The following is a 20914-nucleotide window of genomic DNA, read 5'->3' on the forward strand; positions in this document are numbered from 1 at the left end:
TTGATCTATCGCTTTTAAGCTTTCGTAGTACTTCTCGAAAATAACGGACAAAACTCAAAGGAAGACAATATGTTTAACAAATTAATCAAAACCACATCAGTGCTAGTTGCGACGCTTCTTTTTACGGCTTTTGCTCACGCTAACCACCACGAGATGAAGAAAGACATCGTTGATGTTGCGGCGGAAAACGGCTCTTTCAATACTTTAGTGGCGGCAGTAAAAGCAGCGGACTTAGTTGATACATTGAAAGGCGAAGGCCCTTTCACCGTATTGGCTCCCACTGATGAGGCATTTGCTGCGTTACCAGAAGGAACGGTCGACATGTTGTTGAAGCCAGAAAATAAAGACAAACTAGTTGCAGTGCTCACATACCATGTAATACCAGGTAAAATCATGGCAGCTGAAGTTATGAAGTTAAATAGTGCAGTGACGGTTCAAGGCAGTGCGGTAATGATAGCGATAGATGACGGCAACGTAATGATAGACAACGCCAAAGTTATTATGCCAGACGTTGAGGCTAGCAATGGTGTTATCCATGTGATTGACGCTGTGCTGTTGCCTAAATAAGAAATACAACATCAGTCAAAGGTTTTAAGAGGGTGTGACAGGTCACGCCCTTTTCATCTTTTAATTAAAAAGTTAATAACGGTCTCAAACCAACCGAGGCTACCTTTATATCAACAAGAACTATATCGACAAGAACCCGAGTTACACAAACAAGCGGCCGAATATTAGAAATGCCGCCATCGACACCACCTTCGTGAAGACCACCACCCAGATGCAATCACCAATATTAGAGTGCGTTGCTTTCCCGAGAAGGAACACAAACAGAATCAACCCCAACACCCAGCCCACTGTCGGAATCAATGACACCAAAGCAACGATTACAGCAATAGTAAGAAGGGATTTAAAGTCTGCGACCACGAAAGACATTTTGGAGGCGATATACATGCAGCATGCGGTTATTAATGCGTCCATCACAAACGCTAAAGCTTCAATTCCCACGTTACTTCCTTCACTCAAATTAGTTTCAGTGAATATTATCGCTAAAGTGATGATTTTTCTTTAAGAAGAGAACCAAAAGCAAGTGAAAACTGTAACAAAAATTAGATTACCGTTCGTCTGAAGGCACAACCTTTTCCATCACGTAATTGGTCAGCTTTACACCACGCATTTCAACTTCCTGTTCATTCACCACCTTAAAACCAAGATGCTCATAGAAAGGCCTTGCGGTAATACTTACTTCAGAGAAATATCTCGATATACCACGAACTCGACCCACAGTGAAAACATGCTCCATCAACGCTTTCCCTACCCCCTTCCCTTGGTATTCGTGGTGACAGAAAAAGTGATCAATCAAGCCACTTGGTTGCAGGTCAGTATAGCCAACTACGCAACCATCGAGTTCAGCCACAAAGGGTTGTACCCCATTCATACGCTTTTGCCATAACGCAAAGTCAAAGCTACTGGGTGCCCAAGCTTCTACTTGCTGTTGAGAATAATCTCGAACATTCACGTTACGTACGGTATGAAAGAAGATCTCCCACAGTGCTTTATCATCACTCGCTTGATAGTTTCGAATTCTAACCACGACATACTCCTTTTTGTCTTAAGTTCTTTCAGAGGTGCAAATTGACAGCTGAATCAGCAGGCTCAATAGTCCAAACTCAACAGGCTCTGTAACCTGTATTCAACAGCCTCAGCTTTAGAACAAGATATCAACGATAAAACACAGCCAACCAGATCGTCACCATGTCTTTGTCCGTACCAATGACCTTGTGCTTTTCTCGTGCAGCGATGTTGATGTAATCCCCTTTTGATAAAGTAACAACGCGTCCATCTTCAAACTCGATGACACCTTTACCTTCAATCACCATCACCCATTCATTCTCATCTTGGTCATACCAACCCTCTTCTGGTGAGCTATGTCCATGCGACAATATCCTTTCGATTCGAACACCGTCGTTGGCAATCAGGTCATTGAATATTTCATTGGGTATTGATGAAGGAACATCATTGTAAATGTTTGGCATCAAGCTCTCCTAGCTAGCATTGAATTGATTAACAACCTGGACTTTAACTGCACTGTAAAACCTAAGCAGCAGCACTCTTTCTGAAATAAAAACGGTAATAGCCCACCAAGTTACTGCAGATAAACAGGGCTTCCATCAGAACCGCTGTTGGCGAGCCAACTAAGTAATTATGAACCAACCAGAAGCTGGTTCCGATGATCATCAACTCTCTTAATCGGCGGTCATCTTTATTGAAGGCTGCAAAGGTTTGAAATACGGAAGCAAAGCAACTCAATATGCTTGTCAGCCCCGAGTAAGTCACAACCGTTGCGACAACTGACATGGAACAGAACAAATATTTAAACTTAGACGATGTAGAAAATACACTCGTCAAATAGCGAATAGTGGCAATCGTCATTAAGCTCGCCGCTGTCCATTGTTCGAGAAGAATAAAGTGGCTCGAAATAAGCACGCCAGCAAAGAACAGACAGGTAACGATTTTCTTTCTCTCTTTAAACTGAAAAGACAGAAGATCGAAACAAATAGCAATTGCGACTAATACTTGAGAAAGATAAAAATCTGACACGGTGATTCCTTCAATAATAATATTACGCCCTAGCCGCTTCTTTCACTGTGAATAATCGAATAAAACATACTAGGCGGTTACAACAAAACAGCGCTCTAAAGCTTCTATAAAAATCTAAAGTTTCAACACACCACTGATCACAGTGATAGCAGAACCGATTAACTTTACTCGCCCGTTTGCTAATAGCTCTGTCGACATATACCCACCACGACGAGACGCCTGATAAGCACTGAAGCAGCTTTTGTTTAGCTTTTCAGCCCAGTACTGCGTCAATGCACAATGTGCCGACCCAGTAACGGGATCTTCATTAACCCCAACCCATGGAGCAAAATAACGAGAAACAAAATCGAGTTTAGAATTTGATGAAAGTGCCGTCACAACAACGCCTCGCCCTTTAATACTCTTTAAAGCATCAAAGTTAGGTGAGAGAGCCAATAACACTTGCTCGCTGGAAACTTCGATTAACTGCTTGGAATCAAACTCTCGGAATGAAACGATTTGGTGCGGTTCTAAACCAAAGTGCTCAAGTAATGTGAGATTAGCTTCTGAGTTCAATGACAACTGAGTGCTAGGGAAATCAAGTTCGATAGACGATTCACAAACTGTGGCAGATAACTCACCCGACAAGGTGTTAAACACAACACTGTCACCTGTTTTAACCAACCCTTGCTCTTTCATTACATGAACGGTTGCCAATGTGCCATGCCCACACAGTTTTACTTCTACTTCTGGAGTGAACCATTTAAGCGTCATAGTGTTAAGCGCAAGAAAAGCGGTTTCAGATACCGCCATCTCTTCAGCGATTGAGAACATGAGTGACTCATCAAGTAGATCTTGAGAAATGCAGACCCCAGCTGGGTTTCCTTTAAAAGCTTGAGTTGTGAACGAGTCCACTTGATATATATCTAAATTCACAATAATTCCTAGCTCTTATATTGGATAAATATTGTTGCCTACAATAAGCACAAACACCCCGTGCTACAAGTGTTCAACAGCAACATAATTAATACTTATTTAAGAAGTAAGGAATGATAAACAAAGAGTTATGAAAATAATAGGCGGATTAAGCAGAAGGTTTAATATCGGGCAGATAAGAGATCAAACGTATCTGCCTGGTAGGAAACAAGCACACATTCGCGGCACATAGGCATTGTATAGTGCCACAAACGTAAGGTTACTCAGCAATGGTGAATCTACTGACGTATCAGAGCAGATTTCACAATGGTCAAGCCAAGCAGACCCAGCATGACTCCTGTCACTTTATCAATATAGTAAGCAACACGTGTAAACTCTTGACGCACTTTAGGTGCAGATAACAGGAAGATGATCGCCGCATCCCATACAAATACAACCACCGTCATCCAAACACCTAACCCCAACTTAAACATGAAGCCAATGTCATTGTTCAACACAACCGTGAATAAGCTCAAATAGAACAAAAGGTTTTTGGGATTAAGGATTCCTGATAGAAAACCCGTGATGAATTCTTTAAGAAAAGTCGTTTGGTTGAAGCTATCTCCTTCGGTAACATCCATATTGCTGTAATTACATTTCTTCGCTCTTATCGCTTGCACAGCAAGATAAACAAGAAACAGACCACCAATGATCTTCAGTACAATCATAACGGAAACGGATGCCGCTAGAATCGACCCTACTCCAACCAAGCACAAAGCAATATAAACCGCATTCGCACTGGCAATACCGAATGCAACGCCTAGTGCTTTTCTTCCCTTATTTCGAACAGCACTCTTCACCACAATCACAAAGTCTGGCCCGGGACTCAACAACGCTAGAAAGTGAGCAATCGCCACGGTAACAAAAATTCCGACTAAACCTGCATCCATAAACCAATGTCCTTATCGTAAAATTTAATGCATTATTATTGCATAATTAACCTACAATTAGCTTTTTGGGTTAATTATTAGGGTTTCGATACTAAGAGAATCAGACAGACAACACGTTTTCAACAGTCTCGTTAGGTAAAAGACGTCCCAAATAACACGCTTTTTAATATTTAGACCGCTAAGCCATGATTTAGCTTGGTGTTTTCTATAAAGGCTCATTTATTCCCTAATTTGCGGGCTGAAAGTAAGTAGGCGCATCGAATATATTAGGTTGTACTAAAATAAGAGTCGTAAATTTGAAGCAGGTCGCAAAATTTGGGCTACGATTTAGTTAAGCAAAGTAGGAAAGGAATCCGTCAGTGAAAGCATTTTATGTTTCAGTTCTTGCGTCATCATCCTTTTTAACTGGCACAGCGTTTAGCCAACAGAATGATATTTATCTCTACAATTGGGATGAATTTCTATCCAATAGCGTCGTGACCCAACTAAGCGACACGTACGGCATTTCTTTGAAACAGCAGTTTTTTTCTGATGAGTCGATCAGAGATGAAGTGCTATTAAGCGAACGTCGTGGCGCATTTGAGCTCGTCATTATAGAAAGTATAAAGCTCAATGCGTTAGCCAAGCAGAACCTGTTTCATAATCTCAGTGAGTTACAACAATCCGTTGCTGGTAACATAGATTCACGGTGGGTTGAAGGATGTGGCGAGTATGGCATTCCCTACGCTTGGGGGACTGCGGGAATCTTATATCGAAGTGACAAAGTAAACACTCCCACCTCTTGGAACGCTATTCTCGAACCAGACACGAACAGCAGTGGCCGCATAAGTATGTATTACGAACCTACGGATTTGGTGAGTACTGCACTGTTAGCGAATCAATTTGATCCATTCACCAATAATGAGCAGGAACTTCGCGTTGCCTATAAAACCCTGCAAGCTCAAAAGCCACACCTAGAAAGCAACGAATACGTCATCGACTATATTCGCCAACCCGAACGTCTTGCTAACATCGACCTTGCCTACGGTTATTCTGGTGACAGTTATGTACTCAATGATTTGGAGCCTGATGCCTCTTGGTCCTACGCTGTGCCTCAAGAAGGCACCACGTTATGGTTAGAGTGCATTGCTGCGATTAATAACGGAGAGTTGTCTGCACAAGCAACAACGATTCTATCATTCTTGTCGCAACCCGAGATCGCAGCTCAAAACGCAATGGATTCATGGTTTGCAACTCCAAGCTCAAAAGCGAAAGCCTTAACGACACAAGAGTACCAAAATGATCCGGAGCTTTTCCCTAGCAAAGAGGTCTTAGAACGCAGCTATCTGTATCAGCAACTCGAACCCAATAGCATTCAAATTCGTAACCGCATTGTCGACAGTTTGAGATAATTAATGCCAGTATTAAAGAAGCTCTACTTTGTGCTCATTCCTACCTTATTGTTCGTATTTGCAATAGGCGGAATGGTTACCTACAACTTGGCCTCTAACCACGCGAAACACATGTACTTAGACGAAGTACAATCGGATGTGAACACCGCGCTCGTGGCGGCTGAATACGAACAGCTGGGCTTATCTTTGTTAGTAAAAGATATTGGCTCATCCCTACAGTTCTTACGATATATTCAAAACCCGGGTGACTACACAACCCTGTCCCTGCTGGAAAAAAGAGTGCTTCGTGTCTTAAACCAGAGTCACGTTAATCAGTTTGGTCAACGTAATATCTATGTCGTCGATCCTAAATTCAAATTAACACTCTCTACTTTACGAGCAGACCCTTTCGAAGGGTTAAAGATCCCCGACAACATCTATGAGAAAGTCTTCGACATCTATACTTCGTTGATTAATAAAAATGAGCTATCTCATGAAGGCTTCTCTTATATCTCAGTGAGTGGTGAGCTCAGATACGCTTATGTTGCAGCTATCGATCCTTACTTACTCCCACAAGACAAACGTGCAAATGACAGTGTCAATCGATACATATTGATTGCAGATGGTCCATTAAAGCAGTTGTCTAACTTACTCACCAAATACAACGACGATGACAACATGCAGCTTCTGATTGAACCGTCATCAGATACCAAACATATTGAAAATACACAGTTCGTCATTAAGTCCTATGAACAAACGAAAGACAGAATCAAAGTCGAGATGAATAGTCGTCATTTGCTAGCTCAAGTTAATATTCGCGAAAAGAAATTCAATCAGGAAAAATCCATTATCGCTCAGCAGACCTTGCTTGGTGGCTTGACGACACTATTCACCATTATGCTCATCGTACACATGGTCGTACGTTATCAATTAGTGCGCCCACTCAAAGACTTGTTGCACGAAATCTCCATTGGCGGACTCAAACTTAGATACTTTAAACGGTCATCCGGACAAAGTGAGATCGACGGACTTAAGAACGCCTACATTGACTCACTAACGGAATTGAAATTCGAAGCCGAATTCGATCAATTAACCAAATTAGCGAACCGACGCTCATTTATTCGACACCTCGATGTACGTATAAAAAGCTCAAGGAGCCCACACTGCTACTTGGTTTGCTGGGACATTATCGACTTTCGTAAAATCAATGATTTATACGGTGCAAAGGTGGGCGACAATGTACTCGTTAGTCTAGCCAAAACACTAAGAGAGACCCTGCAGAATCAACAATCCTCTTTCGGCTTTAGTTGCAGCGACTATTCAATCGCAAGGCTTGGAGGAAACCAATTCATTGCCATATTGGAAATGGGTGAACACCAATCAATAAACGAAGAAATTGAGAACATTAACAACACCCTAACGGGTACGACTTTCCTAGATTACTATGGGTTCAGGCTTTCAATTGCAACTGGCGTACTACCCGTCGATACTCCTAAGTTCGAGGAGATATGGCACCGATGTATTGATGAGATGTTGATTAATGCTAAGGATCACAGTGACGGAGATAGCCGGATTGTTTACGGCGAAGAACTACTTCATTCACTTGAAAGGCATGATGTTATCGAGAAAAGGCTATTAGAGTGCTGCGCGAGTGATAACTTTGAACTTCGCTTTATGCCTATTTTCAATGCTAAGACACTTCAGATTGACGGAGCAGAATGTTTGATTCGCTGCCCTGCTCTATTTGATATAAACGCTGGGCCGGATGAGTTTATTCCAGCCGCAGAGAAAAGTAATTTAATATCCAAACTCGACATGTGGGTCATTAGTACCGCAATCAAAAGCTATAAAGAACTGTCGGAGATTCACCGATACAAAGGCACCTTGTCCATTAACATTTCGGCGATGGAGCTCTACAACCGTAACTTTGCCGACAATATTCGGAAGGTACTCGAACGTTATCAAGTTCCTCCGGGCAACATCATTATAGAAATTACCGAAACCAGTTACGTTAAAAGCAGCAAACTTACTGTGCAGACCATTGAGAGCATCAGAAGCCTAGGTTTAAAAGTTTCCCTCGACGACTTCGGTACGGGTTACACGGCGTTTAACCAACTTCTTCACTACCCTGTCGATGAACTTAAAATAGATAAGAGCTTTATCGATAATATCGTCCACGACAAAGCTGACCGCAAGATGGTCGAGTCCATGGTTAACTTAGGGCACTCTTGTGACACCTTCGTTGTTGGCGAAGGTGTCGAATCTCTCGAACAGTATCATCACCTTCGAAAAGCCAACTGCGACCTAATACAGGGTTATTTTTTCAGCCAACCACTCACTTACATTGAGTTCATTGAATTTGTTCGCGACCACAATCCGCAAACTATTCTTGATCAGCAAGCCCTTTTAGGACCAAGTACTAACGAAAGGGTTGTCGTGCTTAATCATAAATAAATATGTTCGATTTAATTGCGATGCGATTTAATTACTATGCGAATTAATTGCCATGCGCCTTAATAATCATGTTATTTGATTAACAACGGCCACTTCCCCGCCCCTTTGCAAACTATAACAACGTCTGAAATGAGCCAATATCTACGGCCGCAATACACGTTAAATATCTTGAGATTGACACTAAGTAAACAGATAAAAGCGCTACCCAAACTAATGACTACGTTCATTGGATCAGATAAGGCTTGTAGTATTAAATATGTATAAGAAGGATGGATAGATAAAGGTGGAGCTCAACAAGTGCTAGAAAGCCGTAACAAGTGTTAGGAAACTTGGAAGCATTAACAAGAACTGACAGGCAATAGCAAACAGTAAACAGTAAACAGTAAACAGTAAACAGTAAACAGATTTACTAAGCTAAGCCCCGAATTCAACTGCGAAGTGCGACACCCGCCAGTACCAAGCAGCTAAGCAACTAAGCAGCTAAGACATTCTTAAGAAATTAACCTTGCATGCTGGTCAACAACTCCATCATGTCTTTGGAACTTATGTTCTTCTTGTGCCTTACTACCGCATCAATCATTAGCTCCAAATTACCCGCAGATATGTAATCACTGAGCACGTCGTTAAACTTGTCCTGAATTTCATCGCTCGCGTACAAATGGTCCGGAATAAAAAATAAGAACTGGCTTCCGCTGCTTCGAAATGAAATGGTACTTTCTGGTATCTTAGCGGTTAGAGACTTAGCGGCCGAACTAACGACAAGATCACCATATTCAAGGCCATATTTTTGATTAATTTCGGTAAGATTTCTGATACGGACAAAATAGAGATCAAAGTTATTGTCCTTCGAGTAGCTATTCTTCACAAATTTCATCAATGAAATTCGATTGCGAAACCCTGTAATAAAATCCGTAGAGTAGAGCTTTCTTTTGATAGAAAAATCCATATAAAAAATAATCCCAGTCAACAACAAGATGCCAACAAGAAAAACGCTACTGATTCGATGAACTGTCACTAAGTTATCAACCATTGAGGTATTTTCTTCAATTACAGGGCTTTGTAATCGAAATTTGTCGTTAATAAAATCTACGAGTGTGTGGTAGCAAATATCGACCTTTTTCTGTAACGATTCCTTGGGCAACAACCCTTGGCTGACCAGTTTAATCGAGGGCTCCAAGCTCTTAAATTTATCAAATTCCGCTGTGAAATAGGGCTTAAAGTTTGCTGACTTGATGAAATTGGAAGACTCAGTGCTGTTAATCAATATGTCAAAACGGCTCCACGTAATATCGTACGCTAACCATAACTCATCATAATCAATGGTTTCAGAACGGCTTACCATCAAGAAATTAGCGTATTCTTTCACCAATTGAAAGACGAACCACGTTGCCTCATTTTGTCGTGTAGAAAAACTCTTATTAATATCGTTAATGCGGGTAACACTGTAGATATTAACGGTGAGCACCACTGCCGCCAAAGATAACACGACGACTTTGATGGCAGTCAATGACAACAGCTTTTTCATACGAAGTCCTTACAAATGAATATCGCGTATCTGCCAGATCATCTTGGCATGGAAGTCTGTATTATCTATATCTGGAGTCGAAGAAAGTGGATATATCAACCAGTACGGCCCTTTTTCTCTGACTGACATAAATTGGCCATTTTGTTTAATTGCAATGATCGGCTGGTAATCGTCAAAGTCTTCTTTGGGCACCGCTATTTTATAGTCGTTTAGTGCAACAAAAGTGACCTGCGAGGCCATGGGTAAGTCCTTTGTTTCAAGCACCGTTTGTAAGGCCACACCGCTATAAACCAATTCCCCATCCAGCCAAGGTAATGAGGTGGTAATTTCTTTTTGAGGGAGCAATAGCAGTTGTTCTCGACTGAATTGATGCTTTTGCCCTAGGTGATCGAATATTGTGAGTTCGGATGCTGCAAAGATAGAAAATGAACAAAGTGAAAGTATAAACAGAAGTGCAGCTCTCATTTTAAACTCCATTCTAAAAAGGTCACTAAATTGAGTCTAGTTCATATTGGTCATTTGACTTGCTTAGACATTGCCTATTTTCTCAACAATGCAGTTCGACTCTTTCTGAGATAACGTTTCATTCCTGTAACTAGGTGCGAACAACACCTTCCCTCCTCTAAATAAGACTTTAATTAGCGCTCATACCAGTAATCCCGGCTTTTTAAAGGCAATGAGTAATCCAATCCAGCCACTGAATACGTACTGACCATCAAAATTAACAATTAATATGAGTCAGTAAGTAGCAAGAATGCTTGTTGCTGCATAACCTTTAATCGAACGTAAGCAGCTTTGAGAGCCTAGTTTTCTGATATCTGTCGCTTCTATTCCACCAGCAGGTATCGTGTGTCGCTCTTAAAAAGCTTACTCATTTCATAATCAAGGGAATCGAGAATGAGTTTGAATATAAAAAAATTTAACCCCATGACGACACTTTCAACCCTAGTAATGACGTTGGTCATGTTTCCTGTTTCTGCTGACGTTAATCAAGAACAGTTCGAGTTAGGTAAGCAGAAAGCCAAGGTGTGCATGACCTGCCATGGCGCTGATGGCATCTCAACGCAAGACCCCTACCCGAACCTTCGCGGTCAAAAGGTGGGATATCTCATATCCTCGTTAAAAGACTATCAGACAAGGGAAAGAACCAGTGGTTTGGCAATTCTCATGCAGCAACAAGCCGACACACTTTCAGACCAAGACATCCGCGACATTTCCTATTTCTATTCAATGCTCGGCAACGATTCAAACTCACTCAACGAATCAAATTCAGTCCGCGAATAAAAGCTTTAGGCAAGGAGCCTTGTTATGGAACAAGTGACACCGCAGTACAACATTAAGGTCGTTAAATACTTCATCATCGCATCTTTAATATGGGCAATCGTAGGTATGATCATCGGGGTGATTCTCGCCGCGCAATTGTATTGGCCAGTCTTAAACTTCGATTCTCAATATTTCCAGTTTGGTCGACTGCGCCCGCTACATACATCTGGGGTGATTTACGGGTTCGTCGTGAACATCTTGATGGGGACATCTTTGTACATTGCCCAGCGAACAGGCCATTGTGAGTTATTCAATAAAAGCCTTTCGTGGATGGTATTTTGGGGATGGCAATTTATTCTATTGCTTGCGGTCATTTCCTTACCCGCAGGCCACACCAGCTCAAAAGAGTATGCGGAGCTTGAATGGCCAATCGACTTAATGATCGTGCTGGTTTGGGTGCTTTATGCGGTGTTGTTCTTTGGCACCCTTGCTAAACGAAAGGTCAGCCATATCTTCGTGGCTAACTGGTTCTTTGCTGCTTTCATTATCGTCGTTGCAATGATTTTCATCGTGAACAACCTTGCGATGCCAGTGTTGGCGATGAAGTCCTACTCTGTATTTGCTGGGGCTCAAGATGCGATTGTTCAGTGGTGGTGGGGACATAATGCCGTCGGCTTCTTACTAACTGCAGGTGTGATTGGTATGAACTACTATTTCATACCCAAAGCGGCGGATCGACCTATCTACTCGTACCGTTTGTCTGTGATCCATTTCTGGGGCTTGGTAGGCTTTTACACATGGGCCGGAACGCACCATTTAGTTTACTCTTCCGTTCCGATCTGGGTTCAGAACATCGGAATCGTGATGTCATTGATATTGTGGCTCCCTTCTTGGGCCGGTGCGTTCAATAGCGCAATGACCCTTCTACAAAACAAAGAAAAGCTGAAGTCCGACTACATTCTTTTATTCTTTTTCTCAGCAATTCTTTACTACTGCTTGGCGACATTCGAAGGTCCCCTACTCGCTATTCGCTGGTTCAACATGGTGGCACACAACACCGAATGGATCATCGGTCACGTACATTCCGCAGCTCTTGGATGGGTTGGAATGTCAGGGATAGCGGTTTTTTACTATTTCATTCCACGCTTATGGGGCCAAACCGATCTTTGGTCACGACGACTGATTAAGTGGCACTTTTGGCTCGCTCATGCTGGCGTCGCCATCTATGCGATAGCACTTTGGATCGCAGGCATCGGTGAGGGTTATATGTGGCTCGCTCAAAATGAAAATGGCGAACTGATTTACAGTTTTGTTGAGGCTATGGACTTTAAAGCACCTTGGCTATTCATGCGTTTCTTTGGTGGCGCGCTGTTTGTACTTGGACTGTTTTTAATGGCATTCAACTTGTACAAAACGGTTCGTATGCCAGTAGTACACGACGCTAAACATACCGTTAATGAAGGGGCTTAAATGATGAGTAAAGACTTTACACATTCAATCGTCATTTTAATTTTGACCACCGTTGTTGTTGCCTCCTTCTCTTTGTTGGTTTGGGTAGTGCCAAGCATTGTCCGCGGAGACGATATTGCCAAAGGCAGTTTAGCAATGCCACTCACACCGATTGAGTTGGCAGGGCGAGACATCTACATCAGTGAAGGCTGCCATGTGTGTCACACCCAAATGGTTCGCCCTCTAGAGCCAGAAGTGAAACGTAATGGTCGCCCAAATAAAGAAGCCGACGATATTTACGAATTTCCTAACTTGTGGGGCTCTAAACGTACTGGTCCTGACCTCACTAACTTAGGTAGAAAGTATTCTGACCAGTGGCATGTTATTCACCTAACTGATCCTAGAAAAGTCGTACCGACATCGATCATGCCCTCTTACCCGTGGCTGTTTGAACAAACGCTTACAGGCGATGATATCAGCGCAAAAATGGAAGTGTTACGTACCTTAGGTGTGCCTTATACCGATCAAGAAATTGGTGACGCCCGATTGCAAGTAAGAGGCAAAACCAAAGGTGAAGCGCTGATTCGCTATTTACAAAGCCTGGGTAAAGATACGTCACAGGAGGTATCACAATGAGCACATTCTGGAATCTATGGGCGGTACTCTTAACCTTAATATTCTTTATTCTGATGGTGTCTGTTGTCGTTAAATACTGGCGTAGCAATCACAAGGCCGATCACGACCACACCATTGGCACCTTTGATGGTATTGAAGAGAAAGATGCGCCTCCACCTAAGCTGTTATTTGTAAGCTATGCAGTGGCATTTCTTTTGTCTGCTGGTTATTTGGTGCTCTACCCCGGGCTTGGCGAATGGGAAGGGTTAATCGATTGGGAACAAAGCGACGACAAACTCAGTTCGCCGACCACCAGCCTTAACGAACAATTTTCGCAAACCAGTGAAACTACGTTACAAGGATTGGCTGCAGTCCCAGAGATCGTCAACAGCGGTAGGATTCTGTTCCAAACTCACTGCGCTGCTTGTCACCGAGATAACGCTCAGGGACAAAAGCACTTTCCTAACCTGATCGACCAAGAGTGGCTCTATGGTGGCAGTGATGAAGCTGTTATTCATTCGATCGCCAAAGGTCGGAACGGTGCTATGCCAGGTTGGAGCGAAATCATGCGCCCCGACGAAGTGGCTAAGGTTTCTTACTATCTAGCGTCTCTCAACCAACGCCATACCGATGTTCCAGAAGTAAAAGTTAAAGTCGGCAAAGAGCTGTTTGTAAAATACTGCTCGTCTTGTCACGCTGATGGTTCTGTTGCGAACCCAGAGATTGGCGTGCCTGATCTCTCAGACGATATTTGGTTGCACGGCGGCAGTATTGAAGAGATTCAGCACACTATCAACAAAGGCTTGAACAACCTAATGCCTGCGTTTGATGAGCAGCTCACCGAGAACGAAATACTCGCACTGGGTGCTTACATTAGACATGCGGGCTCAGAGCAGCAACAAAGACTCGCGAACCTAGAAGCTCAGTCTGTTGAACGTGGTGAATACCTAGCGTATGCCGGTGACTGTGTAGCTTGTCATAGTGCAGAAGGTGGTGAACCCTTTGCTGGCGGCTTACCGTTTGTGACCCCTTTCGGCACCGTGTATTCAACCAATATTACGCCACACACCACCGAAGGGATTGGGACTTATGACTTTGATGACTTCCGAGCCGCGTTAGTTGCAGGTAAAGGTAAGAATGGTTACCTGTACCCTGCAATGCCTTACACCTCTTATCAATACCTCACCGACCAAGACATGGTCGATTTGTGGGAATACATGCAGTCAATCACCGCGGTGCCTCGACGTAATGACGACAACAGCATGATGTTCCCATCGAACATTCGTCTAGGGTTGCTCGGGTGGAATATTGTGTTCATGGATACCGATCCGATTGACTACCAAGTGCCTGAAGAGCTTAAAACGGAAGTCGAAAACGTTGAGAAATGGCAACAAGGCAAATATTGGGTAGCGGGACTTGGTCACTGTTCGGAATGCCACACACCAAGAAACATTGCGCAAGCTCTGATACCAGAACGTATTTTCCAAGGTAACTTGATTGACGGTTGGAATGCGCCCGATATCACGGCCAATGAACTGTATGTCGATGGTTGGGACGAAGCGACACTGACCGATTTCTTACACACGGGTCACTCAGACAAAGGTACTGCTTTTGCGGGCATGGCAGACGTAGTAAAAAACAGCCTCAGTTTGATGACGCGTGAAGATATCGAGTCGATGTCCTATTACCTACTCAGTGGTGACATCAACAACACCATTGCCAGTGATGCAGTTCAGTTGCAACCTAAAGGGTTTGATGAAGCCGCGTATGGCAGTGAAATCTACACCACGTATCGTCAAACCTGTGGAGCCTGTCATGGTGACGATGGTAAAGGTCGCGACCCTATCGCCCCTACTCTGTTGAATAACGGTATTATCATGCACAGCGACCCATTCAACACCATTGCGGTAACCGTTCGCGGCTTGCAACCCACCTATCTCGACAAAGATCGAAACTTCATGCCGATGGCAAGTTTTGAGGATGTATTGTCGGATCAAAGGTTGGCTGAGTTGATCACCTTCGTGCGATTGCACCTTGGAGATAGAAACGAACCCGTCACGGCGGAGCACGTACGAGAGGTAAGAGAAACACTTGAAGCAGCAGGTTACGCTGGAGGATTACACACCACACCTGAAATGTACGAAAATCGAGATAAGAACATTAACATTCGCTAGGTTCTCGACGTATTCGATTAGCTCAGCAAGTAGCAAGTAAGTTTAAATATTGATTAATAAACCCAAAGGAGACCAGTGCGTCTCCTTTTCTTTTTGCCATAACCCGAGTTTTCGATACTTTGCCGCACAACACAATTGTAACTAACTGATTACACAATTAAGCAGAGCTGCACATAATGCGATCAATCTCGCAGAACAAAGATGACACCAAGTGCATAATATGCAAAATTTTCTAAAGATGTACTAAGGACAGTTATGGATACAACTACACTCATCTACGATACGTTGGAAGGCCTGTCGAGCGCAAAGCCACAGCAACACGCTCAAATCCGCCAAAATCTATATAACCAATTAGATTTATCATTTGAGAAGCAGTTGGCTTTATATTCATCAGTTCTTGGTCCAGCAAGTGCTGGTAGATTGACCGACTTGGATAGTGCAGTGATGTCTGCACGCAAGATTGTTGGCTTAGAAAACAGCTAAACAACCTTCAACCTATCTCAACTTTAACGCTGCCATTGTGCAGCGTTTTTTATGGACGCTATTTAAGATAAGGACGGTTGGTTACGATAAACGCCGTTAGTTGCGATAAACGCGGTTAAGTAAGATAAGTGCAGTTAGGCCTGTTTATCAAGCTACACGCATTCTCATTTGGTTAATCTTATGTTCCATTTTTAACAGGTGTGCAACCTCAACAATGGCGCTAATGTTAGTAGCACGTTAACCACACATCGGATGGAAGAATCATGAGAGTACTTATTGAATATACACAAACAGGCAAATACCGTGATCATGCGTGGGAAGCACTAACTATTCGTTCAAAAGGCGAAATTCAAGCTGTGACTCCCTCTTATGCGGCTCAACTTATAGAACAGAACCGCGCCAGCTTATCGACCACTGAAAATCAAGATATCGTCATCCAACCTTAATGAGTTTAGGAACTATCCCTCCCGGTTCTTAAATTCTCTGCTTTACTCGCTTTAGTTATCAATACGATACTGAGAAAAACAGAGTTTGATGACATAAAAAAAACGCTGCACGGATGCAGCGTTTTCTTGTTTCTAGAGTATCTTATTTCTAACGTAGATAGCTTTTGACGTAGATAGCTTTTAACGTTGACTTAGATAGCCTCTAACGTACATAGCTCTTAACGTAGAAAACTTCTAATGTAGACAGCTTTAACGTAAACAGCTTCTAACGTAAACCGTCTAATTATTTTGGCAGGTTTTCTAACGCTTCAACCATCGTCATTAATTTATCGACAATTCTTTCGCCATCAACTCGCAAGCCATTGTGTTCGTACTCGTTGGTGATCCACGCTTTCGAATTTGGAATATTCGCCAGTGTTTCACGGCTGTAATCCAGTTCTACGTACATGTCGTCAGCGTAAACTGCACATGCCATCGGAACCGTATTCTTGCTTAGCTGCTCTGCATTATACAACTTGCCCCAATCCGATTTTTCAGCCAACAAATTTGCCGCTTCACGTAATGGCTTCAGCGTTTCTAGTTGGTCGAACATCCATGGGTACACCATTTCTCCGGTAAACCAGAACTCGCTACCCGATTGGTAGTTAAAGTGTGGGTACTGCTCGCGTACTCGGTGTGCAGACCAGTTAGACGCTGCACCTTGGCAGTAAATCGATTCATGCAAAATCGCGTAGATTGGGTTCGTTAGGTAGCCCTGCTCTTGCTGCATTTGATTTAAGAAGCTGTAGCTCAACTGCTTGCTTCCGTTCACTTCGACAAACGCACTCTCCAGTGTGAAATACATTGGAAGGTTTGCTTCGCCGCCACCAAGATTAATACCTATTAGCTGGAACTGTTCAACTGTGAACACCTGACCGTTTGGCAGTCTCACATCGTTGTTGAGCAGGTAATCAGAGATCTCGCGACACATAGCTTGTGCTTGCGGGAACTGAGCAAAGAAAGCTCTGTTTTTGTCTTCGACACGCTTGTAAGTCGCACGATAAACATCATCAGCTTCACGCTCAATAGACGGAATACCACCCGTTACATAACAGCGCTGTAGACTTTGTGGGAACAATGACAAATAACTCAGGGTGCAGAAACCACCAAAGCTTTGACCAATCGTCGACCATTGCTTAACACCGAATTGCTCACGAATCGCTTCAGCGTCACGAACGATATTGTCGGCTCTGAAATGCGTTAAGTACTCGACTTGTTGTTCTGGAGACAAATGCGCCAAAGTTTCATGGCTGATAACCGTGCTGTTGCCAGTACCACGTTGGTCCAGAAGCAGAACACGATAGTTTTGTAATGCACGCTTTAGCCAACCCGATTGACCGCTCACCCGTGGAGAAGGAAAACCTGGGCCGCCTTGAAAGTAGATCAGCCACGGCAGCTCTTGCGCATCTTTAGCGAGATCAACCAACTCACGTGCGAAGACTTGGATCTGTTGTCCATCTTTGGCTTGATAATCAAGTGGCAACTCGAAAGAGTGCTGACGATACAGGGTGGTTCCATCAATAAAGTTAGCTTGCACGCTTCATTCCTTTTTATCTGATTCTAAAGTCATTGGTACGAATAAAAATGGCGCCCTTTGGCACCCTTATGAGCAAGATACGCATAGTAGCTTGTAAATGAAACCGTTTGTTTAACATGAATGTGAAGGTACTTAGTTTAAATGTTCAATTACCTCTCAATGGGTAACAGCGTGTGTCAAAACAGTCAGTTTAGAAGAGGTTGATCCAGCGAGAGAGCGAAAGAATGAGGTAAAGCAAATCCAAAGCGTGAGGCAAATCCAAAGCGTGAGGCAAATAAAAAGAGCTTAACGAGGTGAGGATACGTTAAGCTCTTTGGTTTTATCTGTGTTGATAAACTAACTCGCTTATTTGCCGTTAATCTATCGAACCTGTTAGTTCTAATGAACCTAATAAATCTAGCGACTATGAAGCCGTCAGTTCACCGGCACCTTGAGTCGAGCGTTCGCTGCTCTGAACTAGGATTGCGGTAGCGGTCTCTTTCAGTGCCGCCCACTCGCCATCATCCACCTCAATGCCATCGTTCCACGCTTTCTCTTGAGTTTTAAAAAGCGCTTCCGATTCAATGTGTGTTTGGTAGCCATCTGACAAACGTTCGATATCGAAATCCTGGACGGAAAGTTCGATGGTCATATTGTGGATATGTTCGACCGATGCCAGTGGCAAATCTGATAAAAACAGTTCTGGTGCAACGCAACCACGATTAAGCACATACAAAGTGCTCTTAGGGTTAGAGCCATTATCCCAACGTGCCATGCACGCGATACCTTTCGCAGCCAGTTTTACAAGCTCGCTATACGCCAACCAACGGTTGTGGCAATTATTTAGCTCAATTTTCAGCGTCTTCTTACCAACCATTTTTTCAATCGAATAGTCCATAATCACAGGAAGATGACACGCCAAACTCGCCTTGTGCAGGTCGACTTCAACCGTATTATCACTGCGCACTTGAATATCGACAGGGCGGTCGTCTTCTAGCCCGATGAAATTGCTCGCACTGTTAAAATGACGAACACCATCCAAACCGACCATTTGTAAATCTGCCACCATGTTCGCTATCACATCAGCTTCACCACATGTACGACGCATACCCAAAAAGGCTTTATTGACGGCCGCTACCAGTTCATTGTGAGAAACGATCATAACGATTTACCTCCATGTTGGCCTTTCGCCGTTGCGCTGTGAATTGAAACATTTTTCGAACCAGACAGTTCAGCTGCACTTGGTAATATTGGGAACACCCATTCATCCTGATGAATATCATCAAGCAGTGGCGCACCTTGGAAAAACGTCACTCGCACCCAACGGTCTGAGCGAGGATCAAACTTAGTCGCACCAAACATCGCTAGCTTGCAACGCAGCAAGTGCATTGGCGGCGAATCTTGATGAAGTACATTCATTTGAATGTCGCCCATCGCTTTGTTACCTAGCGTCCACACACGGCGCGCAATTGCACGGTGTTGCGGCTGTTTAACAAGGAACTCAGCCAATGAAAGCTCAGGCGCGAATTGCAATAAAGCATGGTACAAACGGTAAGCTTGACGACCAATATCCAACGGCAGTTCACGCTCTTCACCCAGCTCTTCACCTCGAACACCGAGTCTTGGCTCTTCTTTGTCTTGAGAGCGATACCAGAACCAGTAGTTGTTCTCTGCTTTTGTAAAGTCGGTCGTGATCGCCCAGCGATACTTCTCTTCTAGTACAACAAGAAGATCTTGAATCTTTTTGCCGCTAGGAAGCGACAGTGTTTCGCTGCAATTCATTTGCTCTTGATGGGCGTCCACTAATTCTGGGTACAATTCCATCAAGCATGAGATAAGGATTTCTTGGGCTTCCATACTCATGTGCTTAGATTGTTCGACTAACTGTGCCCATGTATCGCACAGGCTGACAGAAGCTTCTAATGATTGTTCTGTGTGCTTCAAATCATCAACAGCGGCTTTGTTCAGCTCTTGCTGTGTTTCATTGATGGTAACGACTTGTTCTAAATGACAAATCGCTTTTTTAACTAAGGTACGTAGTGGCTCGATCAACGCCGTATCAGTCTGACTGGACAACACGTCCGCCAATGCATGTTCACGGGTTGTCATCCACTGATCGACAATACTAGGGTGGTTAATCAGGTATGGCGCCATACCTAAACCAGTCGCATTACCAACACCAAGGTAACGTTGTAATCCTCGATGCAAGGTAATCGCTTGTTCACCGCCCTGTTGTTCGGCTAGGTAATGAACCCAATCTAGGCTGAACTCACGCAGCATATAAACTGCACACATTTGCGCACTAAATGACTGATTAAAATCTTCATTTTTCTCTAAGATTTTAAAGTCTGCAATGCCAAATTTTCCATTACCATAAACGGCAGTGGTTCGTAGGATGTAGCCTACTTCAGCGAGTTCTTTTGGCGTTGGTTGAACACCTTTCGCCAAGTGACTGACGATATGTTCAAACACACGTACACTTTTGTTTGCACGCGCTAAAACAAGTACGTTATTTGGATTACGGCCGGCTTCTTGAAGCGGTACATTCGCACGAAGTCTTTCAAGTAGGGTGACATCAACATCACCAAGAACAAGCGCAAACGTTACGTCCCACTTTTCAGCAATTACACGGTCATTTCGTTCGTCATCTGCAATTTCATCGCAAAAAACAACCAAATGATAAACATGGTTTGGCGTCGCTAGCTTATAGATAACATGACCAAAACCTTGGGCGTCTAATTGCCACTCATGTTTCGTCACTTTCCACTCTTGCTGCGCCATTTTACGAATCAGAGTTCTCACGAAGCTGATGCGTGTTTGGTGCATCGCACCTAGCCTTTCCGGTGCCATGACGACCGTTGCGTCACGTAATGCTGATTCAGTGTAGGTAGAACGATGTGCATCCATTTTGCTCACCACCTTATAGTTATAGGATTTTGCTAGCCATTCAGAACCGATCGTTGCCGTCATTTGAAGCATTCGTTATTACAGTATGCTGGTTAGCTTTCACGTTATGTGGGGCCAGCGAGCTCGCCCCTTATTATTTGTCCTGACTAGATCGATTGACCTAAATACTTTGCCGTCCGGTGTATCTTCACCAGTACGGTTTTGCTGTTCCTTTCGGAATTTTTGCATCAG

At 43.4% G+C, this 20914-nt stretch carries 20 protein-coding genes; 9 read left to right on the forward strand and 11 right to left on the reverse strand.

Annotated features, from left to right (window positions below):
* Window positions 1-69: 69 nt before the first annotated feature.
* Window positions 70-567 carry a fasciclin domain-containing protein gene (locus tag NX845_RS05050; protein WP_017080128.1) on the forward strand — a complete coding sequence of 166 codons (498 nt, stop codon included), beginning with the start codon at window positions 70-72 and terminating at the stop codon, window positions 565-567.
* 141 nt (window positions 568-708) lie between these two features.
* Here the strand turns inward: NX845_RS05050 and NX845_RS05055 are convergent, their stop codons facing one another.
* The 6 genes from NX845_RS05055 to NX845_RS05080 all read right to left on the reverse strand — a co-directional run bounded on the left by NX845_RS05055 (window position 709) and on the right by NX845_RS05080 (window position 4442).
* Window positions 709-1005 (reverse strand): hypothetical protein, encoded by a 297-nt coding sequence (locus tag NX845_RS05055; protein WP_065681403.1) that lies wholly within the window; start codon window positions 1003-1005, stop codon window positions 709-711.
* Window positions 1006-1111: 106 nt separating this feature from the next.
* The gene (locus NX845_RS05060) at window positions 1112-1591 is read right to left on the reverse strand and encodes a GNAT family N-acetyltransferase (protein ID WP_065681402.1); all 480 of its coding nucleotides are present in this window, start codon (window positions 1589-1591) and stop codon (window positions 1112-1114) included.
* Window positions 1592-1718: 127 nt separating this feature from the next.
* Window positions 1719-2033, reverse strand: a complete 315-nt coding sequence (locus tag NX845_RS05065; protein ID WP_004730454.1) for a cupin domain-containing protein — start codon at window positions 2031-2033, stop codon at window positions 1719-1721.
* A gap of 61 nt (window positions 2034-2094) precedes the next feature.
* On the reverse strand, window positions 2095-2598 hold the full coding sequence (locus NX845_RS05070) for a YgjV family protein (RefSeq protein WP_017080131.1): 504 nt from the start codon (window positions 2596-2598) through the stop codon (window positions 2095-2097).
* A gap of 114 nt (window positions 2599-2712) precedes the next feature.
* A complete protein-coding gene (locus NX845_RS05075; RefSeq protein ID WP_065681401.1) occupies window positions 2713-3513 on the reverse strand; it encodes a PhzF family phenazine biosynthesis protein in 801 nt (266 codons plus the stop codon).
* Window positions 3514-3791: 278 nt separating this feature from the next.
* Complete coding sequence (locus NX845_RS05080) at window positions 3792-4442, reverse strand: LysE family translocator (RefSeq protein ID WP_065681400.1); 651 nt, start codon at window positions 4440-4442, stop codon at window positions 3792-3794.
* Between the two features lie 359 nt (window positions 4443-4801).
* Between NX845_RS05080 and NX845_RS05085 the strand changes: the two genes are divergently transcribed.
* Both NX845_RS05085 and NX845_RS05090 read left to right on the forward strand, forming a co-directional pair.
* A complete protein-coding gene (locus NX845_RS05085) occupies window positions 4802-5833 on the forward strand; it encodes a PotD/PotF family extracellular solute-binding protein (protein ID WP_065681399.1) in 1032 nt (343 codons plus the stop codon).
* A 3-nt stretch (window positions 5834-5836) separates the two neighbouring features.
* Window positions 5837-8266, forward strand: a complete 2430-nt coding sequence (locus NX845_RS05090) for a bifunctional diguanylate cyclase/phosphodiesterase (RefSeq protein WP_065681398.1) — start codon at window positions 5837-5839, stop codon at window positions 8264-8266.
* 499 nt (window positions 8267-8765) lie between these two features.
* Here NX845_RS05090 and NX845_RS05095 read toward each other — a convergent pair whose 3' ends face one another.
* Together NX845_RS05095 and NX845_RS05100 are read right to left on the reverse strand one after the other, a co-directional pair.
* A complete protein-coding gene (locus NX845_RS05095) occupies window positions 8766-9791 on the reverse strand; it encodes a diguanylate cyclase domain-containing protein (RefSeq protein ID WP_017082375.1) in 1026 nt (341 codons plus the stop codon).
* Between the two features lie 9 nt (window positions 9792-9800).
* Complete coding sequence (locus tag NX845_RS05100) at window positions 9801-10268, reverse strand: hypothetical protein (RefSeq protein ID WP_017094567.1); 468 nt, start codon at window positions 10266-10268, stop codon at window positions 9801-9803.
* A gap of 420 nt (window positions 10269-10688) precedes the next feature.
* Between NX845_RS05100 and NX845_RS05105 the strand changes: the two genes are divergently transcribed.
* The 6 genes from NX845_RS05105 (at window position 10689) to NX845_RS05130 (ending at window position 16221) form a co-directional block, all read left to right on the forward strand.
* Complete coding sequence (locus tag NX845_RS05105; protein WP_065681397.1) at window positions 10689-11075, forward strand: cytochrome c; 387 nt, start codon at window positions 10689-10691, stop codon at window positions 11073-11075.
* Between the two features lie 24 nt (window positions 11076-11099).
* Window positions 11100-12524, forward strand: coding sequence for a cytochrome-c oxidase, cbb3-type subunit I (gene ccoN, locus NX845_RS05110; RefSeq protein WP_260256597.1), 1425 nt, complete (start codon window positions 11100-11102; stop codon window positions 12522-12524).
* Entirely contained in the window at window positions 12525-13139 is a 615-nt protein-coding gene (locus NX845_RS05115; protein ID WP_004730430.1) for a cbb3-type cytochrome c oxidase subunit II, read from the forward strand. It abuts the gene before it with no gap.
* Complete coding sequence (locus tag NX845_RS05120) at window positions 13136-15292, forward strand: cytochrome c (protein ID WP_065681395.1); 2157 nt, start codon at window positions 13136-13138, stop codon at window positions 15290-15292. The genes NX845_RS05115 and NX845_RS05120 overlap by 4 nt, the downstream gene beginning before the upstream one ends.
* A 255-nt stretch (window positions 15293-15547) precedes the next feature.
* Window positions 15548-15775, forward strand: coding sequence for a PAS factor family protein (locus NX845_RS05125; protein WP_004730426.1), 228 nt, complete (start codon window positions 15548-15550; stop codon window positions 15773-15775).
* Between the two features lie 263 nt (window positions 15776-16038).
* Window positions 16039-16221: a hypothetical protein gene (locus NX845_RS05130; protein ID WP_004730424.1), complete on the forward strand. Its 183-nt coding sequence runs from the start codon at window positions 16039-16041 to the stop codon at window positions 16219-16221.
* Between the two features lie 283 nt (window positions 16222-16504).
* Here NX845_RS05130 and NX845_RS05135 read toward each other — a convergent pair whose 3' ends face one another.
* The 3 genes from NX845_RS05135 to NX845_RS05145 all read right to left on the reverse strand — a co-directional run bounded on the left by NX845_RS05135 (window position 16505) and on the right by NX845_RS05145 (window position 20746).
* Window positions 16505-17797, reverse strand: a complete 1293-nt coding sequence (locus NX845_RS05135) for an alpha/beta fold hydrolase (protein ID WP_065681394.1) — start codon at window positions 17795-17797, stop codon at window positions 16505-16507.
* A 403-nt stretch (window positions 17798-18200) separates the two neighbouring features.
* Window positions 18201-18938 (reverse strand): DUF3726 domain-containing protein, encoded by a 738-nt coding sequence (locus NX845_RS05140; protein ID WP_004730420.1) that lies wholly within the window; start codon window positions 18936-18938, stop codon window positions 18201-18203.
* The gene (locus NX845_RS05145) at window positions 18935-20746 is read right to left on the reverse strand and encodes a hypothetical protein (RefSeq protein WP_065681393.1); all 1812 of its coding nucleotides are present in this window, start codon (window positions 20744-20746) and stop codon (window positions 18935-18937) included. The genes NX845_RS05140 and NX845_RS05145 overlap by 4 nt, the downstream gene beginning before the upstream one ends.
* Window positions 20747-20914: the final 168 nt, after the last annotated feature.

Origin of the sequence: Vibrio sp. NC2 (assembly GCF_025195005.1) — a bacterium.
Taxonomy (GTDB): domain Bacteria; phylum Pseudomonadota; class Gammaproteobacteria; order Enterobacterales; family Vibrionaceae; genus Vibrio; species Vibrio splendidus.

Coding starts and splice junctions, on each gene's coding strand:
- NX845_RS05145 (WP_065681393.1), bottom strand. CDS start 20,746: ATGACGGCAACGATCGGTTCTGAATGGCTAGCAAAATCCTATAACTAT.
- NX845_RS05125 (WP_004730426.1), top strand. CDS start 15,548: ATGGATACAACTACACTCATCTACGATACGTTGGAAGGCCTGTCGAGC.
- NX845_RS05140 (WP_004730420.1), bottom strand. CDS start 18,938: ATGATCGTTTCTCACAATGAACTGGTAGCGGCCGTCAATAAAGCCTTT.
- NX845_RS05115 (WP_004730430.1), top strand. CDS start 12,525: ATGATGAGTAAAGACTTTACACATTCAATCGTCATTTTAATTTTGACC.
- NX845_RS05100 (WP_017094567.1), bottom strand. CDS start 10,268: ATGGAGTTTAAAATGAGAGCTGCACTTCTGTTTATACTTTCACTTTGT.
- NX845_RS05120 (WP_065681395.1), top strand. CDS start 13,136: ATGAGCACATTCTGGAATCTATGGGCGGTACTCTTAACCTTAATATTC.
- NX845_RS05105 (WP_065681397.1), top strand. CDS start 10,689: ATGAGTTTGAATATAAAAAAATTTAACCCCATGACGACACTTTCAACC.
- NX845_RS05090 (WP_065681398.1), top strand. CDS start 5,837: ATGCCAGTATTAAAGAAGCTCTACTTTGTGCTCATTCCTACCTTATTG.
- NX845_RS05130 (WP_004730424.1), top strand. CDS start 16,039: ATGAGAGTACTTATTGAATATACACAAACAGGCAAATACCGTGATCAT.
- ccoN (WP_260256597.1), top strand. CDS start 11,100: ATGGAACAAGTGACACCGCAGTACAACATTAAGGTCGTTAAATACTTC.
- NX845_RS05050 (WP_017080128.1), top strand. CDS start 70: ATGTTTAACAAATTAATCAAAACCACATCAGTGCTAGTTGCGACGCTT.
- NX845_RS05080 (WP_065681400.1), bottom strand. CDS start 4,442: ATGGATGCAGGTTTAGTCGGAATTTTTGTTACCGTGGCGATTGCTCAC.
- NX845_RS05065 (WP_004730454.1), bottom strand. CDS start 2,033: ATGCCAAACATTTACAATGATGTTCCTTCATCAATACCCAATGAAATA.
- NX845_RS05095 (WP_017082375.1), bottom strand. CDS start 9,791: ATGAAAAAGCTGTTGTCATTGACTGCCATCAAAGTCGTCGTGTTATCT.